Below are 21,364 nucleotides of genomic sequence, written 5' to 3' on the forward strand. Positions count from 1 at the left end.
ATGCCAACCAAGGTTGGCATCTACCAGGACGGCCGGTTCAGGCCGGGCGCGAGGCACTGAAATCGAGCGTGACACGCGTTCCGCGCGGCTCGCAGGGCTGCAGCTGCAGGGTCCAGCCCAGGTGCTCGCACAACCGCGCGATCAGGTCCAGGCCGATGCCGCCGCCACGATCGGCGCGTCCGCCACGGGCCATGCGCGCGTGGATGGCGGCAATCTCCTCCGGGCTCATGCCATGCCCTGGGTCCTGCAGCGTCAGCACCGCCGACGCACTCAACTGCAGCTCGATATGGCCGCGGCCGCTGTTCTCGATGGCATTGCGCAGCAGGTTGCCGATCGCCGCCTGCACCACTGCCATCGGCGCAACGATATCCACCGGCGCCGCCTGGATGCCGATGCTCAGGTCCTTGTCGCCCAGCAGGTGGCGATGGTCGTCGACGATCTCCGGCAGCAGCTGGTCCAGGGCGATGCGCTCGGCACGCGCGGCCAGGCGTGCCGGATCACGCGCCAGCACCAGCAGCAGCTCGATCAGCTGCTCCACGCTCTGCGCTGTGCGCAACACCCGCTGCATCTGCTGGCGGGCGCGCTCGGGCAGGCCCGGTTGCTCCAGCGCGAGCTCGGCAGCACCGGTCATCACCGCGATCGGCGTGCGCAGTTCGTGGCTGGCGGTGCTGATGAAGACCCGCTCGCGCTCGACGAACTGCTCGTTGCGGTCCAGGTAGTCGTTCAACGCACCGGCGATGGTATGCAGCTCAGCGCTGCCGCGCGGATCGACTTCGATACGCTGGCCCTGCACGCCCGGCCGCAGCCCGGCAATGTGCTGTGCCAGCAGGCTCAACGGACGCACCATCCGCTCCATGCCGAACGACGCCATCAGCACGGTGACGAAGATCATGATCACCCCGGCCAGCATCACCCAGCGCGTGGCGAACTGTTCCAGGTCATGGAAATCGGAGATGTCAAGCGCCAGCGCCACCCGTCCCATCGACTGCGTTTCACGGACCATCACCGCCGTCTCGCGGCCCTTGACCATCACTCCGTCATGCAACCCAGGATGCAGGGAGCGCAGGCTCTCTGGCAGATTGACTGCGTCAAAGCGGTACAGGCTCAGCGTGTCCGAGTCCTGCCAGCGATAGTGAGGTTCGTGCTCGACATGCTCGACGATGCTGTCCAGTTCGGAATTGAGCAGCGCGCGCCACGCGGCGTGCTCGGCGTGTTCGTGCACGTAGTTGCCGACACTGAACACTGCAATCGACAGCAGTGCCAGGTACCCGAGCAACCACCACACCACCCGCCGGTACAGCGGCCCCGGCTTACGCGCCCTCATCAGCATTCCTGCCTGCGTCGGCAGCGTCCATCAGCGCCAACCGATAGCCCACCCGCGGCAGCGTATGGATCAGCTTGTCGGCAAACGGGCCGTCGACGCTGCGGCGCAGCTCGTAGACATGCGAGCGCAGCAGATCGCCATCCGGTGGCTCGTCGCCCCACAGGGCGAACTCCAGCTGCTGGCGGGTGACCGCACCGGGGCTGGCGCGCATCAGCACTTCCAGCAGCTTGCGGCAGGCCGGGTACAGGTGCAGCACCTGGCCACCACGCTGGGCTTCCAGGGTCGCCAGGTCCAGCACCAGGTCGCCCACCTGCAGGCGCTTGCGCGGATTGCGGCCCTGCGCGCGCAGCAGCAGCGCCTCCAGCCGCACTTCCAGCTCGGGCAGGGCGAACGGCTTGGTCAGGTAGTCGTCGGCACCGGCGCGGAAGCCGGCGATCTTGTCCGGCAGCTCGTCGCGCGCGGTCAGCATGATCACCGGCACCTCCGACGCGTGCTCGGCGCGCAGGCGACGCAGCACCTCCGGCCCCTCCATGCGCGGCAGCATCCAGTCCAGGATCACCGCATCGTAGGGGTGGCTGCCTGCCAGGTGCAGGCCGGTGATGCCATCCGGGGCCACGTCGAGCACGTGCCCGCGCGACTCGAAATAGTCGAACAGGTTGGCCACCAGCTGGCGGTTGTCCTCGATCACCAACAGACGCATGCACGAAAGATCCACGGAAGTTCGTACCATGGTAGCGCCGACCATGTCGGAATGCGGTCGCCCTGCGCCCGCTCCGACGCCTTTCCTACCCCAGCCACGTCAGAGTGGCGGTTTTGCTCCCGGAGCCTGCCGTGCCCGTAGCCCTGCCCCGCCATTGGCGCCTGCCCCTGTTGTGGCTGCTGATCATCGCCGCGTTGGCCGCCGGTATCGGCCTGCGCCAGCCGCAGCCGCCGGACGAGCCGCGCTTCGTGCTGGCGGCCCGTACCATGGTCGAAAGTGGGGAATGGCTGCTGCCGCACCGGGGCGTGGAGCTGTACGCGGAGAAGCCGCCGGTCTTCATGTGGCTGCAGGCGGCCGCTTACGAGGTGGTCGGCAGCTGGCAATGGTCGTTCCTGCTGCCGTCGCTGCTGGGCGCCCTGCTCAGCCTGTGGCTGGTGTCGGACCTGGCACGGCGGCTGTGGTCGCCGCGGCATTCCCTGTACGCCCTCGCGGCGCTGTTCTGCACCCTGCAGTTCGGCCTGATGGCCAAGCGCGCGCAGATCGACATGGTGCTGGTCGGCATGACCACGGTGGCCCTGTGGGGATTGATGCGCCACCTGTGCGAGCGCCGCAACCTGCCCGCGCTGTGGCTGGCCGGTTTCGCCGCTGGCCTCGGCACGGTGACCAAGGGCGTGGGGTTCCTGCCGCTGCTGATGGTGCTGCCGTGGTTCGGCTGGTGGCTGTACCAGCGCCGCCGCGGGCGCAGCGTGGACGGTCCGCACCCGGCAACGCTGCTGTGGCTGATCCCGGCCTTCCTGCTGGGCGTGGCGGTGTGGCTTGCCCCGCTGGGCTGGGCATTGCTGCATGAGCCCAGCGCGTCCCTGCAGTCCTACGCCCACGAACTGCTGTTCAAGCAGACCGGCACCCGCTACGCCAACGCCTGGCACCACCGCCAGCCGGTCTGGTACTACCTGCAGGTGATCCTGACCTTGTGGCTGCCGGGCAGCCTGTTGCTGCCGATGCTGTTCAAACCCTGGTGGCGCCGCATCCGCCGTGGTGACTGCCGGCAATGGCTGCTGTTGGGCTGGGCGCTGCTGGTGCTGGTGTTCTTCAGTGCCAGCCCCGGCAAGCGCGAGGTCTATGTGCTGCCAATGCTGCCGGCGATGGCGCTGGCGGTGGCCCCGCTGTTGCCTGGCCTGCTGCGACGGCTTTGCGTGCGGCGCTACCTGTTCGGCTACACCGTGGTGCTGATGCTGGCCACCGGTGTGCTCGGGGTGATGCTGATGACCGAACATCCGTGGGCCCTGGCGCAGCTGGAACGGCGGGCGATGCCCGATTCGCTGCTGCCGGTGCTGGGAGATGGCCTGCTGACCTTTGCCATTGCCCTGGCCACGTTGATCGTGTGGCTGCGGGTGCGACGTGCCGCAACGCTGGTGTTGCTGACCCACGGCATGCTGTGGATGCTCTACGGCCTGGTGCTGATCCCGGCGCTGGATCCGTACGCATCAGCGTCGGCGGTGATGCGCCGGGTGGGCGCGCGGATCGGCCCGGATGCGGAGCTGGCACTGGTCGCCTGGCGCGAACAGAACCTGCTGCAGGCAGATCGGCCGGTGCGCGAGTTCGGCTTCAAGCGCCCGTGGGCCGAACAATGGCATGACGCCGGCCCGTGGCTGGCCGAGGCGCCGGGCAAGCGCTGGGTGCTGGTGCTGGACGATGCGATGAGCCCCTGCGTGGACCCGGCCAAGGTGATCGACATCGGCATTGCCAACAGGAATCGTTGGCAACTGCTTCCCGGTACGGCCTGGGACCCGAAGTGCCACGCCGAGCGCACCGGATCGACCGCCGAAGAAGACTGAACGGTGACGCGCGCCGGGGACTCATTAACCCGGCGCGAACGGGCGTCCGACCCTTCTCCGACATCGAGGTGACGAGCATGAGCGCGGATTCCCGAACCGCCCCTTCCCAGCATGCCCGTTCGTCCCATTGATGCGGCAGCGCCGCTTGCGACATCACCACTGGCGTCAAGATTCGCCGTAACTCACTTCTGGCTGCCTGTCGCAATCGGTCTGCCCGTGTTTACGCTGCTGATGGGTTTCGGCGGTGATCAATGGGTGGCCGATCACCTGTTCCGCCTCGAAGGTGGCCACTGGGCGTTGCAGGACGCCTGGGTCACCCGCACGGTGGTGCACAAGGCCGGCAAGTGGCTGAGCACGTCGGCGGCGCTGGTCGCGATCCTGTTGTGCGTGCACCACTGGCGCAAGGGGGGCGATCGCACCCTGCGATGGGCGCTGCTTTATGTCGTAATTGGCATGGCGCTGGGTACGGGCGTGATCTCCCTGCTGAAGACCCTGGTGCCGATGGAATGTCCCTGGGACCTGCTGCGCTACGGTGGCCATCAGCCCTATATCGGGCTTTTCACGCAGCGCCCGGCCGGCATGGCCGCACAGGCCTGCTTCCCTGCCGGCCACGCCAGCGCAGGCTATGCGTGGCTGTGCCTGTACTATTTCGCCCTGCTGTGGCGCCCGTCATGGCGCTGGGCAGGCTTGTGGATCGGCCTCGGCACCGGCCTGGTGTTCGGCATCGGCCAGCAGCTCCGGGGCGCGCATTTCCTTTCGCATGATGTTGCCACCGCGTTGATATGTTGGCTGCTGTCACTCGGCCTGTACCTGATCGTCAAAGGCATCCTGATCCGCCGTCAGCTGGACCGTCCCAACCGCCAGGAGGCAAACGCATGAGTGCATCGGTCCAACGCCCCGCCCGCCCTTCCGCGCTGGCGGGTCTTCGCCACTGGCGGCCACAGCTGTCCACCGAAGCACTGATCGCGTTCACCAGCCTGTTCTTCGCGGTGGCCGGCAACGGCCTGTTCTGGCACAGCGCGATGGCCAGCCATCCGGGCAGCCTGCGCTACGCGCTGTCGCTGCTGCTGTTGCTGCTGGGTGCGCACGGCGTGCTGCTGGGCATCCTGGTCTGGCGCTGGAACGCCAAAGTGGTGATCAGCCTGCTGCTGCTGGTGACCGCATTCGCCGCACACTACATGAGCCGCTACCACATCTACCTGGATGCGGACATGCTGCGCAACGTGCTGGCGACCGACCCCAAGGAAAGCCGCGAGCTGATGACGGTATCGCTGCTATGGCCGGTACTGCTGCTGGCAGTGCTGCCGATGGTGGTGCTGTGGCGCGTGCAGCTGCGCCGCCGCAGCTGGGGCCGCAGCCTGCTCTGGCGCGTCGGCTTCCTGGTGGTGGCGGCAGTGACGGCTGTCGGCGGCGCGTTGATCTCGTTCCAGGATGTCTCGGCACTGATGCGCAACCAGCGTGAAGTGCGCTATCTCGCGACACCGGCCAATGTCCTGTTGGGCATGCCGCGTGCATTGCGTGGCGACAATCCGGTGCAGCGCGCGCCGAAGCTGCCGATCGGCACCGATGCCAAGGCCACCCCGCGCGCGCCGGCCAGCAAGCCGCGCCTGCTGGTGATCGTCATGGGCGAGACCGTGCGTGCGCAGAACTGGGGGCTCAACGGTGGCCGCAACACCACCCCGGAACTGGCGCAGGCCAGCGTGATCAATTTCCCGGACATGCATTCGTGCGGCACCAGCACCGAGGTTTCGTTGCCGTGCCTGTTCTCGCCGTGGGGCCGCCATGACTACGACGAGAAGAAGATCCGCGCGCACCAGTCGCTGCTGCACGTATTGAACCGTGCCGGCATCGCACCGTTGTGGCGTGACAACCAGTCCGGCTGCAAGGGTGTGTGCGAAGGCCTGGACTTCCAGTCGCTGTCCGATGCCACCACGCCGGGCCTGTGCGCCGATGGCCGCTGCATGGACGAGATCCTGCTGCAGGACCTGGCCACCCAGGTACGCGCCAGGCCCGGCGACCGGGTGGTGGTGCTGCACCAGCTGGGCAACCACGGTCCGGCCTACTTCGAGCGCTATCCGCCCGCATTCCGCCGTTTCACCCCGACCTGCGATACCCGTGACATTGGCCGTTGCTCGCGCGAAGAGATCACCAACAGCTACGACAATGCCGTGCTGTACACCGATCACTTCCTGACAAAGACCATCGGCACGCTGCAGGGCATGCAGGATTACGACACGGCGATGATCTACCTGTCCGACCACGGCGAGTCGCTGGGCGAGAAGGGCCTGTTCCTGCACGGCGTGCCCTACGCCATCGCCCCGGCCGAGCAGACCCGGGTACCGATGACGATGTGGTTCTCGCCAGGCTTCGCCAGCAGCCGTGGGCTGGACCTGCAGTGCGTGCGCAAGCGTTCGGCGGCGTATACCGACCATGACAACCTGTTCCCGTCGGTGCTGGGCCTGATGCAGGTGAAGACCTCGCTGTACGAACGCGACCGCGACGTGTTCGCCAACTGCGAGAGTTGAGGGGTGTTCGGCAGGGCTTGCAGCCCTGCACCTGCCGGGGCAACGGCCGAAGCAACAGCAACAGCGTGCATTCCGTGGGATGGCGGGGTGGGCCCGGTTGCGGGAGACGCCGTAAACCCATCCTTGGGGGCTTGGCCGCGGCATCCATGCCGCGGACACTCCCGCCACCGGACCCACCCCGCCTTCGACAGTTTTCCGCGATCTGTTGGAACGATCTTGGGGTCAGATCCGTTTTCCGGAGGAAAACGGATCTGACCCCATTTTGATTGTCGATACCTGACAGATGTGTCGACCAAGGTCGACACCTACCAACAGCCGCCACGATCTGTCAGAGGTGGGGCGGTGTGGGCTTGCAGGACCGTTGGCGCCATGGATGGCGCCATCGAGCCCCCATGGATGGGTTTACGGCGTGTCCTGCAAGCCCACACCGCCGCGCCATCCCACGGATACCCCGCTGTTGCGGTTGCTTCGGCGGTTGCTGTTGCTTGTGCTCTGGCCTCTGCGGGTGCCGGGCGCCGCCCGGCCGACTTCCGCCACTTGCGGAGGCAGCGGCTGCCCACTAGCCTTCGGCCGTCGTTCACCACCCAAGGACCGCCCGTGAAACACCGTCATCTCCTGCTGGCCTCGGCAATCGCCGCCGCCACGCTGGCCCTGGCCGCCTGCAAGAAGGAAGCTGCCCCAGGCACCGATACCGCCAGCAGCAGCGCCCCGGCCGGCGAAACCGCCGACCAGTTCGTGGCCCGCATCAATGCCGAGTTCAAGGCCGCCTACCCGGAGATGACCTCGGCGCAGTGGCTGTCCTCCACCTACATCAACAGTGATTCGGAACGCATCGCGGCCAAGGCCAACGAGCGCTCGCTGACCCAGCTCAACAGCTGGATCGAACAGGCTGCGAAGTTCGACGGCAAGCCGATGAGCGAGGACAGCAAGCGCGCGATCCACCTGCTGAAGCTGATGTCGTCGATGCCGGCACCGCGCGACCCGGCCAAGCTGGCCGAGCTGACCCAGATCGCCACCCGCATGGAAGGCAGCTATGGCGCCGGCAAGTACTGCACCGATGCCAACGATCCGAGCTCCTGCCGCCAGCTGGGCGAGCTGGAGCAGGTGCTGGCACGCAGCCGCGACTACGACAAGCAGCTCGACGCCTGGCAGGGCTGGCACAGCACCACCAAGAACATGCGCGGCGACTACCAGAAGTTCGTCGGCCTGGTGAACGAAGGCGCCAAGGGCATGGGCTTCACCGATGCCGGCCAGATGTGGCGCAGCGGCTATGACATGCCGCCGGAGCAGATCGGCCCGGAAACCGACCGCCTGTGGGAACAGGTCAAGCCGATGTACGAGCAGCTGCACTGCTACGCACGCGGCAAGCTGGACAAGACCTACGGCAAGGACAAGGCCGAAGTGGGCAACGGCCTGATCGCCGCGCACCTGCTGGGCAACATGTGGCAGCAGGACTGGTCGAACCTGTGGGACCAGCTGGAACCGTACCCGGGCGCCGGCAGCCTGGACATCACCGCGGCGCTGGAGAAGCAGTACCAGACCAACCTGAGCGCCGCGCTGGCCAAGGCCGGCAAGGATGCCAACGTGGCCGCGCAGTACAAGGCGCAGCGCGAGGCCGAACTGCGCACCGCCAAGCAGATGACCGAACGCGCGCAGGACTTCTACGTGTCGCTGGGCATGCCGTCGCTGCCGCAGTCGTACTGGGAACGCACCCAGTTCATCAAGCCCGATGACCGCGATGTGGTCTGCCACGCCAGCGCCTGGGACATGAACATGGAAGGCGACGTGCGCACCAAGATGTGCATCAAGCCGAACGAAGAGAACTTCACCACCATCTACCACGAGCTGGGCCACATCTATTACGACCTGGCCTACAACCCGCTGCCGCCGCTGTTCCAGGGCGGTGCCAACGATGGGTTCCATGAAGCGATCGGCGACACCATCGTGCTGGCGATGACCCCCAAGTACCTCAGCTCGATCGGCCTGGTCGATGCGCCGACCGAAAGCCGCGAAGCGGTCATCAACAACCAGATGCGCATGGCGCTGTCGGGCGTGTCGTTCCTGCCGTTCGGGCTGATGATCGACCGCTGGCGCTGGGGTGTGTTCGATGGTTCGATCACCGCCGACAACTACAACAAGGCATGGTGGGACCTGAAGGCCAAGTACCAGGGCGTGGCGCCTGCCAGTACCCGTGGCGAGGAGTTCTTCGATCCGGGCGCGAAGTACCACGTGCCAGGCAACACCCCGTACACCCGCTACTTCCTGGCGCGCATCCTGCAGTTCCAGTTCTACAAGGGCCTGTGCGACGCGGCCGGCTACAAGGGCCCGCTGCATGAGTGCACCTTCTACGGCAACAAGGAAGCCGGCCAGAAATACTGGGCGATGCTGAGCAAGGGTGCCAGCCAGCCGTGGCAGGCCACGCTGAAGGAGCTGACCGGCACCGACAAGCTCGATGCCGGCCCGATGATCGAGTACTTCACGCCGGTCAACGAGTGGCTGAAGCAGCAGAACGAAGGCCAGATGTGCGGCTGGCAGGCCAACGCGGCACCGGCGGCGAAATGAGAAAAGGGGCGGGTCCGCAAGGATCCGCCCCTTCCTGGTAGTGCCAGGCCGCTGGCCGGCAACCACGCGATGAAGACCCCGCGGGCAGCCGGCCAGCGGCCGGCTCTACCGGAATGCCTGTCAGCTGTCCTTCTTCGCCGCCATCGCCGCGGCCAGGTCCGCCTTGAACTCCTCGAAGGTCTGGCCCTTTTCCTTCGCTTCGGCCTGTGCGGCGTCGCGCAGCGCATCGGAGTACATCAGGCGCACCGGCGTGCCGTTGCGCTCGTGCAGTTCACCGGCCTGCATGATCAGCGCCAGTACCTGCGCGGCGGAGTCACTGTGGCCGGCGATACGGCCGTCCATGCCCAGCACCCATTCGCCATCGCGGCGCACGACACCGGCCAGCAGGGTGCGCTGCGCGTCGCGCAGTTCCGCATGCGGCTCCACCGGCGAGGCCTGGGCAGCGGCCTTGTTGGCGGCCTGCTTTTCCTGGCGACGGCGCTGGTCGCGGCGGGTCTTGGAGCTGGTGGACATGGTGCGGTACCGCTGCGAGGGGGGCGCAAGGATAGCGCACCCCGCCCGCCACACCGCTTCACACCCCCTCAGTCCAACACTTTCCCGTGCCGCCAGTAACCCATGAAGGTGATCGTGCGGCGGTCCAGCCCGCACTCGCGGACCAGATGGCGACGGATCGCCATCACCGCTCCCGCCTCGCCTGCCACCCAGGCATACAGCGGCCCGGCCACGCTGGCATCGGCCTGTTCCCAGAGGATCTGCGCGTCGACGTCGATCTCTTCCAGTTCTTCGCCAGCGACCACGCTCGAGGCGGCCAGGCGCGCCTGCACCGCCTGCAACAGAGGCGCCCCGTACGCCGCCTGCCCGCGCGGCAACCAGACCAGCTCGGCCGTGGCCGGCGCCTTCAGGCGAACCGCATCACCGGCCTGCGCCACTTCCAGCAGGGCCAGCGTACGCGGCGGATCCACCCTGGCCGCCAGTTCCTCGAGAATGCCGGCCACTGCCGGCAGCGCGGTCTCGTCAGCCACCAGCAGCACCTGGCCAACGCCGGCCGGCGGCTTCCATTCCCAGCCCTCGCTGCTGTCGGCGCAGTCGGCATCCGGGGCCAGCAGCACCACGCGGTCGCCCGGCCGTGCATGGATGGCCCATCGCGAGGCCGGCCCGGTCTCGCCATGCAGCACGAAATCAACATCGACCTCGCCCTGCTCTGGACGCAGCTGGCGGAGGGTGTAGGTGCGCATCGGCGGGCGCTGATCGTCCGGCAGGGCCCGATAGCGTGGGTACCAGTCCTCGCCGCTGGGGACCTGCGGCACCTCCTGGCCGGGCAAGGGGAAGAACACCTTGATGCGCTGGTCCGGCCCTCCGGTCGTCATCCGCGCCACGTCGGCACCGGTGAACACCATGCGGTCCAGGGAAGGGGAAAGAACGCGGCGCTCCTTCAGCGCCACCTCGAACAGGCGGTAGGTCTGCTGCGCAGCCATGGGGAACCTCATGCAACGACAGTGGATCGGCTGGCTGTCGTGCACCTGTGCACCGGCTGGCTGGAGTGCCCAGCCTAGTCCGGCGGTTTCCCGTCGCAAGCGTTGCGGGCGTCGTAGCCTGCCCTACCCCTGCGCGCTGCTCAGTGACCCGTGCAGGCTGCCTGCGCCGCGCGTTCGCGCCGGTGTTCCCAGTACCAGAACACGAAGCCGGCGCCGAAGAACCCAGCCTGGCCCAACGCCAGGTGCAGCGGGCTGGCGCTGAGCAGCGGCGACACCACGCCGGCCACCACGGTGCTGATCATCAGCTGCACGAAGGCCTGCAGCGACGAGGCCAGGCCGCGCTGGTGCGGGTACATGTCCAGCACCGCCAGCGCCAGGATCGGGAAGATCAGCGCCATGCCCATGCCACCCAGGAAGATCGGCAGCACCGCCCACGGCAGCACGAACTGCGGCGCCAGCGCGACGTAGCCGACGTTCAGCAGCACCGACAGCGCGCACAGGCCGAAACCAATGGATACCTGGCGGGTGGGCGTGGTGTGCCCGGCCATGCGCCCGGACAGGAACGAGCCGGTGGTCATGCCGCCGATGGTGGGGATGAACAGCCAGGCGAAACCACCCTCGCCCAGGTGCAGGTGCTGCATCACGAACACCGGTGCCGAGGAGATGTACAGGAAGATGCCACCGAAACCGATGCTGCCGGCCAGCGCCAGGCGCAGGAAGCGCGGATTGAAACCGATGCGCACGTAATCACGCATCAGCACCCGCGGCGACAACGGAACGCGCGCTTCGAGCGGATGGGTCTCCGGCAGGTAGCGGGCGGTGGCCGCCAGCAGAACCAGTGCGAACACCACCAGGAACCAGAAGATCAGCGGCCAGCCAGCACCGCTGAGCAGGATCCAGCCACCGATGATCGGCGCGATCGCCGGGGCGATGCCGAACAGCATCGACACCTGGCTCATCAGCCGCTGCGCGTCGTGACCGTGGTACAGGTCGCGGATCACCGCGCGGCCGACGATCATGCCGACGCCTGCGGACAGGCCCTGCAGGGCGCGGAACCCCAGCAGCGTGGTCAGATCGGTGGACAGCGCACAGCCGACCGAGGCGCCGACGAACACCACCAGGCCGCCGAGGATCACCCGCTTGCGGCCCCAGGCATCGGACAGCGGGCCGTGTGCCAGGCTCATCAGGCCGTAGAACAGCAGGTACACGCTGATGGTCTGCTGCACCGCCACCTCGTCCACCGCCAGGCGCTGGGCCAGCTGCGGGAACGCGGGGAAGATGGTGTCGATCGAGAACGGACCGAACATGGCCAGGCCGGCGAGCAGCAGGGCCATGCGGCGGGTGGAAGGAGCAACAGCGGCGGTCATGGAGAAGGCGTCCGGCAGGGCCATGCGCGGCACGCACGGCGGGCGCCAGTCCCCTGCAGCAGGGACGGCGCCAGATGAATTCGGGTATCCGCCCATCATAGGTGGGGATTGCGCCTGATGCCATGCAGCAGTGCACAAAACGCACGGGCGGGCCATCGGCCATTCAGGCGCCGCGGCCGGGCCCGCAGGCGGCTGGCGCGCCCGCAACGGGCTATAATCGGCGGGCAACACGGTGGGAGAAGCGGAACACCGCTGCCGAAGGCGCAACGCCCGTAATCGCTCAGGCCCGATACCACCCGTAACACAACTCTGGAGAGACCGGTTCGATCCGGCGCCGAAGGGGCACGAAGCCGCGGTTTTCCGCGCTTCCAAACTCTCAGGCAAAAGGACAGAGGGGCGCCCCGCAGACCGCCGACCGGCGGCTTGTGCCCGTGCGTGTGCCCTTTCCTGACGGATCCTTCGCCATGTCCCAGAACACCCCTTCCCTGCGTGAGCTCGAGCACCACAATGCGTTCGTCGAGCGCCACATCGGCCCCAACGATGCCGAGATCGCGCAGATGCTCGACGTCGTCGGCCACGCGTCGCTGGATGCGATGACTGATGCCATCGTACCGGCCAAGATCAAGTCGCCGGCGCCGCTGGCACTGCCGGAATCGATGACCGAAGTGCAGGCACTGGCGAAGATCCGTGCGATCGCCGACAAGAACACCGTGCTGCGCAGCTTCATCGGCCAGGGCTACTACGGTACCCACACGCCGAACGTGATCCTGCGCAACATCCTGGAAAACCCGGCCTGGTACACCGCCTACACCCCGTACCAGGCCGAGATCTCGCAGGGCCGCATGGAAGCGCTGATCAACTTCCAGACCCTGTGCGCCGACCTCACCGGCATGGAAATCGCCAACGCCTCGCTGCTGGACGAAGCCACCGCCGCAGCTGAAGCGATGACCCTGGCCAAGCGTTCGGCCAAGTCGAAGTCGGACACCTTCTTCGTGCACGACGCCGTGCACCCGCAGACCCTGGAACTGCTGCGTACCCGCGCCGAGCCCATGGGCATCGTGCTGCGCGTCGGCACCCCGGCCGAGGCACTGGAAGCAGAAGCCTTCGGCCTGCTGCTGCAGTACCCGGACACCTTCGGCCAGATCGGCGACTACAAGGCGCTGGTCGAGGCCGTGCACGCGCGCGGCGGCCTGGTGGCCGTGGCCACCGACCTGCTGGCGCTGACCCTGCTGGCCGCCCCGGGCGAATGGGGTGCGGACATCGTGGTCGGCAACAGCCAGCGTTTCGGCGTGCCGTTCGGCTTCGGCGGCCCGCACGCCGCATTCATGGCCTGCCGCGACGCCTACAAGCGCTCGATGCCGGGCCGCCTGATCGGCGTCTCGGTCGATGCCCAGGGCAACCCGGCCTACCGCCTGACCCTGCAGACCCGCGAGCAGCACATCCGCCGCGAGAAGGCCACCTCCAACATCTGTACCGCACAGGTGCTGCTGGCGGTGATGGCCTCGATGTATGCCGTGTACCACGGCCCGGAAGGCCTGACCCGCATCGCCCGGCGCACCCACCGCCTGGCCTCGATCCTGGCCGCCGCGCTGCGCGAGGCCGGCGTGCAGGTCGGTGGCGACTTCTTCGACACCCTGCATGTCACCGGCGTGCACGCCGATGAGATTCACGCCAAGGCCCGCGCCGCCGGTTACAACCTGCGTGCGATCGACAGCGACTCGGTCGGCATCAGCCTGGACGAGACCGCCACCCGCGCCGACGTGGTCGCACTGGCCGCCGTGTTCGGTGCGCAGGCCGACGTCGACGCGCTGGATGCCAGCACCGCCGATGCGCTGCCGGCCGGGCTGCTGCGCCAGTCCGCATTCCTGACCCACCCGGTGTTCAACACCCACCACAGCGAGCACGAACTGCTGCGCTACCTGCGCTCGCTGGCCGACAAGGACCTGGCGATGGACCGCACGATGATCCCGCTGGGCTCGTGCACCATGAAGCTCAACGCCACCGCCGAGATGATCCCGGTGACCTGGCCGGAGTTCTCGCAGATCCACCCGCTGGTGCCGGCCGACCAGGCGCTGGGCTACAAGGAACTGATCGACACGCTGGAAGCGATGCTGGTGGAATGCACCGGCTATGACGCGGTCAGCCTGCAGCCGAACTCCGGCGCGCAGGGCGAGTACGCCGGCCTGCTGGCGATCCGCGCCTACCACCGCTCGCGCGGCGAAGGCCACCGCGACATCTGCCTGATCCCGGATTCGGCGCACGGCACCAACCCGGCCTCGGCGCAGATGTGCGGCATGAAGGTGGTGGTGACCAAGACCGATGCCAACGGCAACGTCGACGTCGAGGACATCCGCCTCAACGCCGAGAAGTACAGCGACCGCCTGGCTGCGATCATGATGACCTACCCGTCCACGCACGGCGTGTTCGAGGAAGAGGTGGTGGAGATCTGCGAGATCATCCACAAGCACGGCGGCCAGGTGTACACCGACGGTGCCAACATGAATGCCCTGGTCGGCGTGGCCAAGCCGGGCAAGTGGGGGTCGGACGTTTCGCACCTGAACCTGCACAAGACCTTCTGCATCCCGCACGGCGGTGGCGGCCCGGGCGTCGGCCCGTGCGCGGTCAAGGAGCACCTGGCCCCGTTCCTGCCGGGCAAGCTGGGTGACAACGGCCCGGTCGGCATGGTCAGCGCGGCCAGCTTCGGCAGCGCCTCGATCCTGCCGATCAGCTGGATGTACATCGCAATGATGGGCCGCGACGGCCTGCGCAAGGCCACCCAGGTCGCGCAGCTCAACGCCAACTACATCGCCAAGCGCCTGGCCCCGCACTTCAAGACCCTGTACACCGGCCGTAACGGCCTGGTGGCGCACGAGTGCATCCTGGACGTGCGCCCGCTGGAGAAGACCAGCGGCATCGGTGCCGAGGACGTGGCCAAGCGCCTGATCGACTTCGGCTTCCACGCCCCGACCCTGAGCTTCCCGGTGGCCGGCACGCTGATGGTGGAGCCGACCGAGAGCGAATCGCTGCACGAACTGGATCGCTTCATCAACGCGATGATCCAGATCCGCGAGGAGATCACCGCGATCGAAGACGGCCGCCTCGACCGCGAGGACAACCCGCTGAAGAACGCGCCGCACACTGCCACCGCAGTGACCGCCAGCGAGTGGACCCACGCCTACCCGCGTGAACTGGCCGCCTTCCCGCTGGCCAGCCTGAAGCAGAGCAAATACTGGCCGCCGGTGGCGCGTGTCGACAACGTGTACGGCGACAAGAACGTGATGTGCGCCTGCATCCCGGTCGATGCCTACAAGGATGATGAAGTCGAGGCGTGATTCCTCACTGCATCGGTAAAGAAAACGGCCCGCGCAAGCGGGCCGTTTTCATGGGGCGTGTGGACCAAGGCCCACACCCACAAGCATCCGATCACGGGTCCGGCATCTGCCCCAGGCTCAACTGCCACGACACGCCAAAGCGGTCCTGCACCCAGCCGTAGCGATTGCTGAAGTCATAGTCGCCCACCGGCATCAACCAATGGCCGCCCTCACCCAGCACGCGTGCCGCGCGCTCGAACTGCTCGGCACCGGAACACTCGACGAACAGCGAGATCGACGGCGAGAAGGTGAAATCGTGCACGTCCAGGCTGTCGAAGCACAGGTAGTGGGTGCCACCGAGCAGGAAGATGGCCTGGCGGACCTGCCCCGGCACGCCGGCGCCGGCCCCCTCGGGATGGCGTTGCAGGGCCAGCAGCCGGAAATCGGCAAAGGCTTCGGCGTACAGGGCCAGCGCGGCCTCGGCCTGGCCGGTGAACATCAGGAAGGGACGGCTGCGCAGCATGCGGTACTCCTGGTCGACGGGCCGATGACGGCCTGCCTGCACAGTGCCACGCGGAGTGTGTGCCTGTTGTAGAGCCGAGCCCATGCTCGGCTGGCGATCGCGCAAACAGCAGCCGACCGCAGGGTCGGCTCTACAGAATCACGCCTGGCGCATGCGCCGCGCGATGGCACTGCTGGCGGCGATCGTGGCGGTCAACGCCACCATCGACAGGAACTGCAGGCGGGTGTGCGACTCACTCAGCAGCAGGCCGAAGATCAGCGCAAGGATCGCCAGTGCACAGCAGGTCAGCCACGGGAAACCGGCCATGCGGAACGGCAGTCGGGTACCCAGACGATCCGCGCGACGACGCAGCACCAGCTGCGAGACCAGCGACAGCGTCCACACCAGCAGGCAGGTGGAACCGACGATGTTCAGCAGCACCGGCAGCACCCGGTCCGGGAACAGCAGTTCCATCACCGTGGCGGCAAAGCCGAACAGCACGCTGGCCAGCACGGCGATCACCGGCACCTGGCGCGGGTCGGTCCAGCCAAGCACGGCCGGCGCTTCGCGACGCTGCGCCAGCGAATACATCATGCGCGAGGCGCCGTAGAGGTTGGCATTGAGCGCCGACAGCAGCGCGATCACGGCGATCAGCGTGATGGCGGTACCAGCGCCCGGGATGCGGGCGATGTCCAGCACGGCGGCGAACGGCGACTTCAGCGCCTCGCTGGTCCACGGCACCACGGCGATGATCACGCTCAGCGAGCCGATGTAGAACACCAGGATGCGCCAGGCCACGGTGCGGATGGCACGGGCAATGCTGCGCTCGGGGTCTTCGGTTTCGGCCGCCGCCACGGCCACGATCTCGGTGCCGCCGAAGGCGAACACCACCACCAGCAGCGCCGCGCCGATCCCGGCCAGGCCCTTCGGCGCAAAACCACCGTGTTCGGTGAAGTTGCTCAGGCCCGGGGAGGTCACCTGCGGCAGCCATCCCATCAGCAGCGCCACGCCAATGGCGATGAACGCCAGGATCGCCGCGACTTTGAGGATGGCGAACCAGAATTCGAACTCGCCGAAGTTCTTCACTCCGAGCAGGTTGATCGCGGTGAAGAACAGCATGAACGCCAACGCCGCCATCGGTACCGGTATCGCCGGCCAGACCGTGGCCAGCAGCCCGGCCGCACCCACTGCTTCGGCGGCGATCACGATCACCAGCTGCACCCACCACAGCCAGCCCACGGTGGCACCGGCGGTAGCGCCCATGGCGTCGGCTGCATACACCGAGAACGCGCCGCTGGTCGGTTTGGCCGCCGCCATCTCGCCCAGAGCGTTCATCACGATGATCACCAGCGCTCCGGCGACCAGATACGACACCAGGACCGCCGGACCGGCCGCCTGCACACCCACGCCCGAGCCGAGGAACAGCCCGGCGCCGATGGCGCTGCCCAGGCCCATCATGATCAGCTGGCGGGGCTTGAGCGAATGTCCGAGGCGGGACGGCGAAGCGGTCGGAATCGAGTTGGGCATCGGCGGGGCTGGCGGCGGGCTACAGGGGCGACACCTTACCCTGTCCCGTGCCCACGGGGATAGGCACAGCGCAGCAGGCCGCTCAGGCCAGCGCCGGCTCGCCGACGTTCCCACCGATACGGGCACGATAGGCACGCGGCGAGAAACCGGTTTCAGCCTTGAACTTGCGGGTGAAGGCACTCTGGTCGCTGAAACCGCAGGCCTGGCCGATGCAGGCGATGCTGTCGTCGCCATGCAGCAGATGCATGGCCATCTGGATCCGCAGCCGGGTCAGCACCTGCTGCGGGGTCATCTGGAACACCTTGCGGAAGCTGCGCTCCAGCTTGGACAGCGAAAAGCCGGTGATGTCCAGCAGGGTCTGCATGCGCACGTTCTCGGCGTAGTGCGCGTTGAGGTGGGCCAGCGCCAGCCGCAGCTGCTCGTACTGGGTGCCGAGGCTGTCCTTCTGGCCAAGGTCGCGGGAAATGCCGATCAGGCCCTCGATGGCCCCGTCGACCACCAGCGGGCGCTTGCAGGTCAGGCACCAGCCCGGTTCGCGGTTGGCGAACAGGTGCAGCTCCATCAGGTTCTCGATCACCTCACCGGACAGCACGCGGGCGTCCTGGTCAACGTAGTCCGCACTGAGGCCGGTCGGGTAGATTTCGGCCGCCGTACGCCCGATCACGTCCTTGCGCGCGCGCAGACCCAGCCGCCGCAGCATGGTCTGGTTGACGTGGGTGTAACGCCCCTGGCGGTCCTTGATGAAGAACAGCACATCCGGGATGGCGTCGAACAGGGCTTCGATGTCGGCGGGCTCGACTCGCATGCGGCAAGCATACCCGAGCCTGCTTTTGCCCGTACGTTCACCTTTGCCGGACCGTGGTTTAACGGGGCTGGTTCCAGTGTCGTGGTTCCTTTTGATGATCCGGAGCCAACGTCCATGGCCGCCAGCAAGCCGACCGGCAAGCGCGCAACCGTCCCTGCCGAAAGCCACCGCCGGGGCGATGGCGATGAACTGCACCAGCAGGCCGGGGGCAGCCATCCGGCAATGACCACCGACCAGGGCATTCCGGTGGCGGACAACCAGAACTCCCTGCGGCAGGGACCTCGGGGGCCCACGCTGCTGGAGGACTTCATCCTGCGCGAGAAGATCACCCACTTCGATCACGAACGCATTCCCGAGCGCATCGTGCACGCACGTGGCAGCGCAGCACACGGCTACTTCGAGCTGACCCGATCACTGGCAGCCCATACCCGCGCACGCATCCTGACCGAGGTCGGCGTGAAGACGCCGGTATTCACCCGCTTCTCGACCGTGGCCGGTGGCGCAGGCTCGGTGGATACCCCGCGCGACGTGCGCGGCTTTGCGGTCAAGTTCTACACCAAGGAGGGCAACTGGGATCTGGTCGGCAACAACATCCCGGTGTTCTTCATCCAGGACGCGATGAAGTTTCCGGACCTGGTGCACGCAGTGAAGATGGAGCCGGACCGCGCCTTCCCGCAGGCCGCGTCGGCCCATGACACGTTCTGGGACTTCATTTCGCTGATGCCCGAATCGATGCACTTGATCATGTGGGCGATGAGCGACCGCGCCATCCCGCGTTCGCTGCGGATGATCGAAGGCTTCGGCGTGCACAGCTTCCGCCTGCTGAACGAGGCTGGCGAGTCGACGTTCGTCAAGTTCCACTGGCGGCCCAAGCTGGGCATTCAGTCCACGGTCTGGGACGAAGCGTTGAAACTGCAATCGGCCGACAATGACTTCCATCGCCGCGACCTGTTCGAGGCCATCCAGCGCGGCGACTTTCCCGAATGGGAGCTGGCGGTGCAGCTGTTCACCGAAGAAGACGCCGACGCATTCCCGTTCGACCACCTGGATCCGACCAAGATCATTCCCGAATCGCTGGTGCCGTTGCAGGTGATCGGGCGCATGGTACTGGACCGCTGGCCCGACAACTTCTTCGCAGAGACCGAGCAGGTGGCGTTCTGCCCGGCCAACGTGCCGCCCGGCATCGACTTCAGCAACGACCCGCTGCTGCAGGGCCGCCTGTTCTCCTACCTGGACACCCAGCTGCTGCGCCTGGGCGGCCCGAACTTCCACCAGATCCCGGTGAATGCACCGAAGTGCCCGTTTGCCAATCATCAGCGCGACGGCCACATGCAGATGCAGGTGCCCAAGGGCCGCGTCGCCTACGATCCCAGCTCGCTGCAGGACGACACCCCGCGCGAGACGCCTGCCGGATTCCGCAGCCATGCCAGCGCCGACGATGGCCGCAAGGGCCGCACCCGCGCGGAGAGTTTCGCCGACCACTACAGCCAGGCCCGGATGTTCTTCCGCAGCCTGGAAAAGCCGGAGCAGGCGCACCTGGCATCGGCGCTGGTGTTCGAGTTGTCCAAGGTGGAAACGCTGAAGGTGCGGGTGCGCACCGTCAGCCACCTGCGCAACATCGATGACGCGCTGGCGCAGCGCGTGGCCGATGGCCTGGCCCTGCCTGCGCTGCCCGACCCGGCCCCAACCGCCACGCCGGTGCGGGACATGCCGCCCGCTCCCGAGGTGCGCGTGATCGGGCGTAACAAGCCGACCCTGCAGGGTCGCTGCATCGGCATCCTGTTCGACGAAGGCTCCGACGCGCGCGTGATTGCCAGCCTGAGCAAGGCCGCCCGGAAGGCAGGTGCAGACGTGAAGCTGGTCGCGCCAAAAGTGGGAGGCGCCACGCTGAGCGATGGCGCATTGCAGGCGGCAGATGGGCAGCTGGCGGGCACCCCGTCAGCCGTGTTCGATGCAGTAGCCGTGGTGCTCAGCCTTGAAGCCGCGAAGGCCTTGTCGAAAGAGAGTGCAGCCGTCGAATTCGTCAGCCAGGCGTGGGCACACCTGAAGGCCATCGCCAGCGACGCGGGCGGCCAGGTGCTGCTGAAGGCGGCGCGCGTCGGCAACGACCCCGGCATCGTCGAAGCAGAAGACGCCAAGGCATTCCTGGCGGCGGCCGCCACCCGCCAGTGGGCGCGCGAGCCCAAGCTGCGCCTGCTGGCCTGACCACAACGACAGGAGAATCGTCATGCCCCGTGGTGACAAATCCGCATACACCGAAAAGCAGAAGCGTCAGGCCGAGCACATCGAGGAAAGCGAACGTGATCGCGGCGCGAGTGAAGGCACCGCCGAGCGCATTGCCTGGGCCACCGTGAACAAGCAGGACGGCGGCGGCAAGCGCGCCGGCAGTGCCCGCAAGGGCGCGAAGAAGGCGACCAGCAAGAAGGCTGCCAAGAAGGCGCCTGCCAGGAAATCGGCCACAAAGAAGGCCGCAACCAAGAGGACGGCGGCGAAGAAGGCACCTGCGAAGAAGGCGGTGGCGAAGAAGGCACCGGCTCGCAAGACCGCGACAAAGAAGGCCGCAAAGAAGACGGCGAAGAAGGCAGCGGTAAAGAAGGCGGGTACGGCCGCCGCGCGGAGCGCCGCCGCGAAGAAGGCAGCCAAGACGCGGGCCGCGAAGAAGACCGTGCGCAAGGCGGCGGCGAAGAAAGCCGCGCGCACGCGCGCACGCGGCTGAGTCTTCGATCAGTAGGGGAGCGCCCTCATCCATGCGGCAACTTCGGCTGCCGCTGCCTCGGCACGGGCCTGCAGCAGTAGATGCGGCCCTTCCAGCGATACGTGCCGGGCATCGGGCAACAAGACCTGCAGCTCGGCCACGCTGGGCGGCCACAACAGGTGGTCCTGTCGTGCATGCAGGCATAACGTCGGCAGCGTGAGCTTCGGCAACTGCGCGCGGACATCGATCTGCAGTGTCGCCGCAGCGCGCTGCCGCAGGATCGCGGTCGGTACCGCAGCGATCGCATGTCGCAGCTCGCGAAGGTTCATGCGTGTCCGCCAATGCCCCAGCAGAAGCCGGGCCAGCAACGCCAGCGGCGGCGGTGGCCATGCAGGGGCAAGCAAGCGTGCGCTCGCCGCTGGCAGCGGCACCGGTCGCCGCGCGAAGGTCGTACTCAGTATCAATCCGCGCAATCCCGGCGGTGAAGCCACCGCCAGTTCGATAGCCAGCGGCCCGGCAAACGATTCAGCCAGCAGCACAAAGGGAGAGATGGGAAGCTGCGCGCGCAGGATCGACGCCAATGTGACGTAGTCCTGTGGCCCGTGCATGGGCAGCGGCAGCACCTGCACGGTAACCCCGTGGTCCTGCATCGCTTCCACGAAGCATGTCGACAGCAGGCCGCTGCCATCCAGCCCGGGCAGCATCACGATCGGGAGCATCACGGCGTTCATCACAT

The 21,364-nt window shown here is 67.2% G+C and carries 16 protein-coding genes and 1 riboswitch; of the genes, 7 read left to right on the forward strand and 9 right to left on the reverse strand.

Going from position 1 to position 21,364, the window contains the following annotated elements; all coding sequences use genetic code 11:
* Nucleotides 1-37 precede the first annotated feature (37 nt).
* Nucleotides 38-1,324 (reverse strand): sensor histidine kinase, encoded by a 1,287-nt coding sequence (locus AC5P7F_RS03005; RefSeq protein ID WP_014648010.1) that lies wholly within the window; start codon nucleotides 1,322-1,324, stop codon nucleotides 38-40.
* Nucleotides 1,311-2,024 (reverse strand): response regulator transcription factor, encoded by a 714-nt coding sequence (locus AC5P7F_RS03010; RefSeq protein WP_014648011.1) that lies wholly within the window; start codon nucleotides 2,022-2,024, stop codon nucleotides 1,311-1,313. The genes AC5P7F_RS03005 and AC5P7F_RS03010 overlap by 14 nt, the downstream gene beginning before the upstream one ends.
* A 131-nt stretch (nucleotides 2,025-2,155) precedes the next feature.
* Here AC5P7F_RS03010 and AC5P7F_RS03015 point away from each other — a divergent pair, with 131 nt between their 5' ends.
* The 4 genes from AC5P7F_RS03015 (at nucleotide 2,156) to AC5P7F_RS03030 (ending at nucleotide 8,946) form a co-directional block, all read left to right on the forward strand.
* Entirely contained in the window at nucleotides 2,156-3,859 is a 1,704-nt protein-coding gene (locus AC5P7F_RS03015) for an ArnT family glycosyltransferase (protein ID WP_142235299.1), read from the forward strand.
* A 111-nt stretch (nucleotides 3,860-3,970) separates the two neighbouring features.
* Nucleotides 3,971-4,738: a phosphatase PAP2 family protein gene (locus tag AC5P7F_RS03020; protein ID WP_164077721.1), complete on the forward strand. Its 768-nt coding sequence runs from the start codon at nucleotides 3,971-3,973 to the stop codon at nucleotides 4,736-4,738.
* On the forward strand, nucleotides 4,735-6,384 hold the full coding sequence (locus tag AC5P7F_RS03025) for a phosphoethanolamine transferase (protein WP_014648014.1): 1,650 nt from the start codon (nucleotides 4,735-4,737) through the stop codon (nucleotides 6,382-6,384). The genes AC5P7F_RS03020 and AC5P7F_RS03025 overlap by 4 nt, the downstream gene beginning before the upstream one ends.
* Nucleotides 6,385-6,981: 597 nt before the next feature.
* Entirely contained in the window at nucleotides 6,982-8,946 is a 1,965-nt protein-coding gene (locus AC5P7F_RS03030; RefSeq protein ID WP_142235298.1) for a M2 family metallopeptidase, read from the forward strand.
* A gap of 120 nt (nucleotides 8,947-9,066) precedes the next feature.
* On the opposite strand, the gene AC5P7F_RS03035 is transcribed toward AC5P7F_RS03030, so the two are convergent.
* From AC5P7F_RS03035 to AC5P7F_RS03045, 3 genes are all read right to left on the reverse strand, one after another.
* Complete coding sequence (locus AC5P7F_RS03035; RefSeq protein ID WP_014648016.1) at nucleotides 9,067-9,459, reverse strand: hypothetical protein; 393 nt, start codon at nucleotides 9,457-9,459, stop codon at nucleotides 9,067-9,069.
* A 68-nt stretch (nucleotides 9,460-9,527) separates the two neighbouring features.
* The gene (locus AC5P7F_RS03040) at nucleotides 9,528-10,421 is read right to left on the reverse strand and encodes a siderophore-interacting protein (protein WP_164077720.1); all 894 of its coding nucleotides are present in this window, start codon (nucleotides 10,419-10,421) and stop codon (nucleotides 9,528-9,530) included.
* 140 nt (nucleotides 10,422-10,561) lie between these two features.
* Nucleotides 10,562-11,788, reverse strand: coding sequence for a multidrug effflux MFS transporter (locus AC5P7F_RS03045; protein ID WP_032960036.1), 1,227 nt, complete (start codon nucleotides 11,786-11,788; stop codon nucleotides 10,562-10,564).
* A 299-nt stretch (nucleotides 11,789-12,087) separates the two neighbouring features.
* Nucleotides 12,088-12,190, forward strand: a riboswitch (glycine riboswitch).
* A gap of 62 nt (nucleotides 12,191-12,252) precedes the next feature.
* Between AC5P7F_RS03045 and gcvP the strand changes: the two genes are divergently transcribed.
* A complete protein-coding gene (gcvP, locus tag AC5P7F_RS03050; RefSeq protein ID WP_032960028.1) occupies nucleotides 12,253-15,120 on the forward strand; it encodes an aminomethyl-transferring glycine dehydrogenase in 2,868 nt (955 codons plus the stop codon).
* Between the two features lie 91 nt (nucleotides 15,121-15,211).
* On the opposite strand, the gene AC5P7F_RS03055 is transcribed toward gcvP, so the two are convergent.
* From AC5P7F_RS03055 to AC5P7F_RS03065, 3 genes are all read right to left on the reverse strand, one after another.
* Nucleotides 15,212-15,622 carry a VOC family protein gene (locus tag AC5P7F_RS03055; protein ID WP_005418291.1) on the reverse strand — a complete coding sequence of 137 codons (411 nt, stop codon included), beginning with the start codon at nucleotides 15,620-15,622 and terminating at the stop codon, nucleotides 15,212-15,214.
* Nucleotides 15,623-15,760: 138 nt separating this feature from the next.
* A complete protein-coding gene (locus tag AC5P7F_RS03060; RefSeq protein WP_014648020.1) occupies nucleotides 15,761-17,128 on the reverse strand; it encodes an amino acid permease in 1,368 nt (455 codons plus the stop codon).
* Nucleotides 17,129-17,210: 82 nt separating this feature from the next.
* On the reverse strand, nucleotides 17,211-17,933 hold the full coding sequence (locus tag AC5P7F_RS03065) for an AraC family transcriptional regulator (RefSeq protein ID WP_014038112.1): 723 nt from the start codon (nucleotides 17,931-17,933) through the stop codon (nucleotides 17,211-17,213).
* Nucleotides 17,934-18,047: 114 nt separating this feature from the next.
* Between AC5P7F_RS03065 and AC5P7F_RS03070 the strand changes: the two genes are divergently transcribed.
* On the forward strand, nucleotides 18,048-20,138 hold the full coding sequence (locus AC5P7F_RS03070; RefSeq protein WP_197641392.1) for a catalase: 2,091 nt from the start codon (nucleotides 18,048-18,050) through the stop codon (nucleotides 20,136-20,138).
* Nucleotides 20,139-20,160: 22 nt separating this feature from the next.
* Nucleotides 20,161-20,649 (forward strand): hypothetical protein, encoded by a 489-nt coding sequence (locus AC5P7F_RS03075; protein ID WP_014648023.1) that lies wholly within the window; start codon nucleotides 20,161-20,163, stop codon nucleotides 20,647-20,649.
* An 8-nt stretch (nucleotides 20,650-20,657) separates the two neighbouring features.
* Here the strand turns inward: AC5P7F_RS03075 and AC5P7F_RS03080 are convergent, their stop codons facing one another.
* Nucleotides 20,658-21,359, reverse strand: a complete 702-nt coding sequence (locus AC5P7F_RS03080) for a serine aminopeptidase domain-containing protein (RefSeq protein ID WP_164077725.1) — start codon at nucleotides 21,357-21,359, stop codon at nucleotides 20,658-20,660.
* Between the last annotated feature and the right edge of the window lie 5 nt (nucleotides 21,360-21,364).

It is taken from the genome of Stenotrophomonas sp. YJH_SMC_105-26 (assembly GCF_059368915.1).

What these genes read in the sequence shown, in the direction of transcription:
- AC5P7F_RS03005 (WP_014648010.1), bottom strand. Translation starts at nt 1,324, where the DNA reads ATGAGGGCGCGTAAGCCGGGGCCGCTGTACCGGCGGGTGGTGTGGTGG.
- AC5P7F_RS03010 (WP_014648011.1), bottom strand. Translation starts at nt 2,024, where the DNA reads ATGCGTCTGTTGGTGATCGAGGACAACCGCCAGCTGGTGGCCAACCTG.
- AC5P7F_RS03020 (WP_164077721.1), top strand. Translation starts at nt 3,971, where the DNA reads ATGCCCGTTCGTCCCATTGATGCGGCAGCGCCGCTTGCGACATCACCA.
- AC5P7F_RS03025 (WP_014648014.1), top strand. Translation starts at nt 4,735, where the DNA reads ATGAGTGCATCGGTCCAACGCCCCGCCCGCCCTTCCGCGCTGGCGGGT.
- AC5P7F_RS03035 (WP_014648016.1), bottom strand. Translation starts at nt 9,459, where the DNA reads ATGTCCACCAGCTCCAAGACCCGCCGCGACCAGCGCCGTCGCCAGGAA.
- AC5P7F_RS03040 (WP_164077720.1), bottom strand. Translation starts at nt 10,421, where the DNA reads ATGGCTGCGCAGCAGACCTACCGCCTGTTCGAGGTGGCGCTGAAGGAG.
- AC5P7F_RS03045 (WP_032960036.1), bottom strand. Translation starts at nt 11,788, where the DNA reads ATGACCGCCGCTGTTGCTCCTTCCACCCGCCGCATGGCCCTGCTGCTC.
- gcvP (WP_032960028.1), top strand. Translation starts at nt 12,253, where the DNA reads ATGTCCCAGAACACCCCTTCCCTGCGTGAGCTCGAGCACCACAATGCG.
- AC5P7F_RS03055 (WP_005418291.1), bottom strand. Translation starts at nt 15,622, where the DNA reads ATGCTGCGCAGCCGTCCCTTCCTGATGTTCACCGGCCAGGCCGAGGCC.
- AC5P7F_RS03060 (WP_014648020.1), bottom strand. Translation starts at nt 17,128, where the DNA reads ATGCCCAACTCGATTCCGACCGCTTCGCCGTCCCGCCTCGGACATTCG.
- AC5P7F_RS03065 (WP_014038112.1), bottom strand. Translation starts at nt 17,933, where the DNA reads ATGCGAGTCGAGCCCGCCGACATCGAAGCCCTGTTCGACGCCATCCCG.
- AC5P7F_RS03070 (WP_197641392.1), top strand. Translation starts at nt 18,048, where the DNA reads ATGGCCGCCAGCAAGCCGACCGGCAAGCGCGCAACCGTCCCTGCCGAA.
- AC5P7F_RS03075 (WP_014648023.1), top strand. Translation starts at nt 20,161, where the DNA reads ATGCCCCGTGGTGACAAATCCGCATACACCGAAAAGCAGAAGCGTCAG.
- AC5P7F_RS03080 (WP_164077725.1), bottom strand. Translation starts at nt 21,359, where the DNA reads ATGAACGCCGTGATGCTCCCGATCGTGATGCTGCCCGGGCTGGATGGC.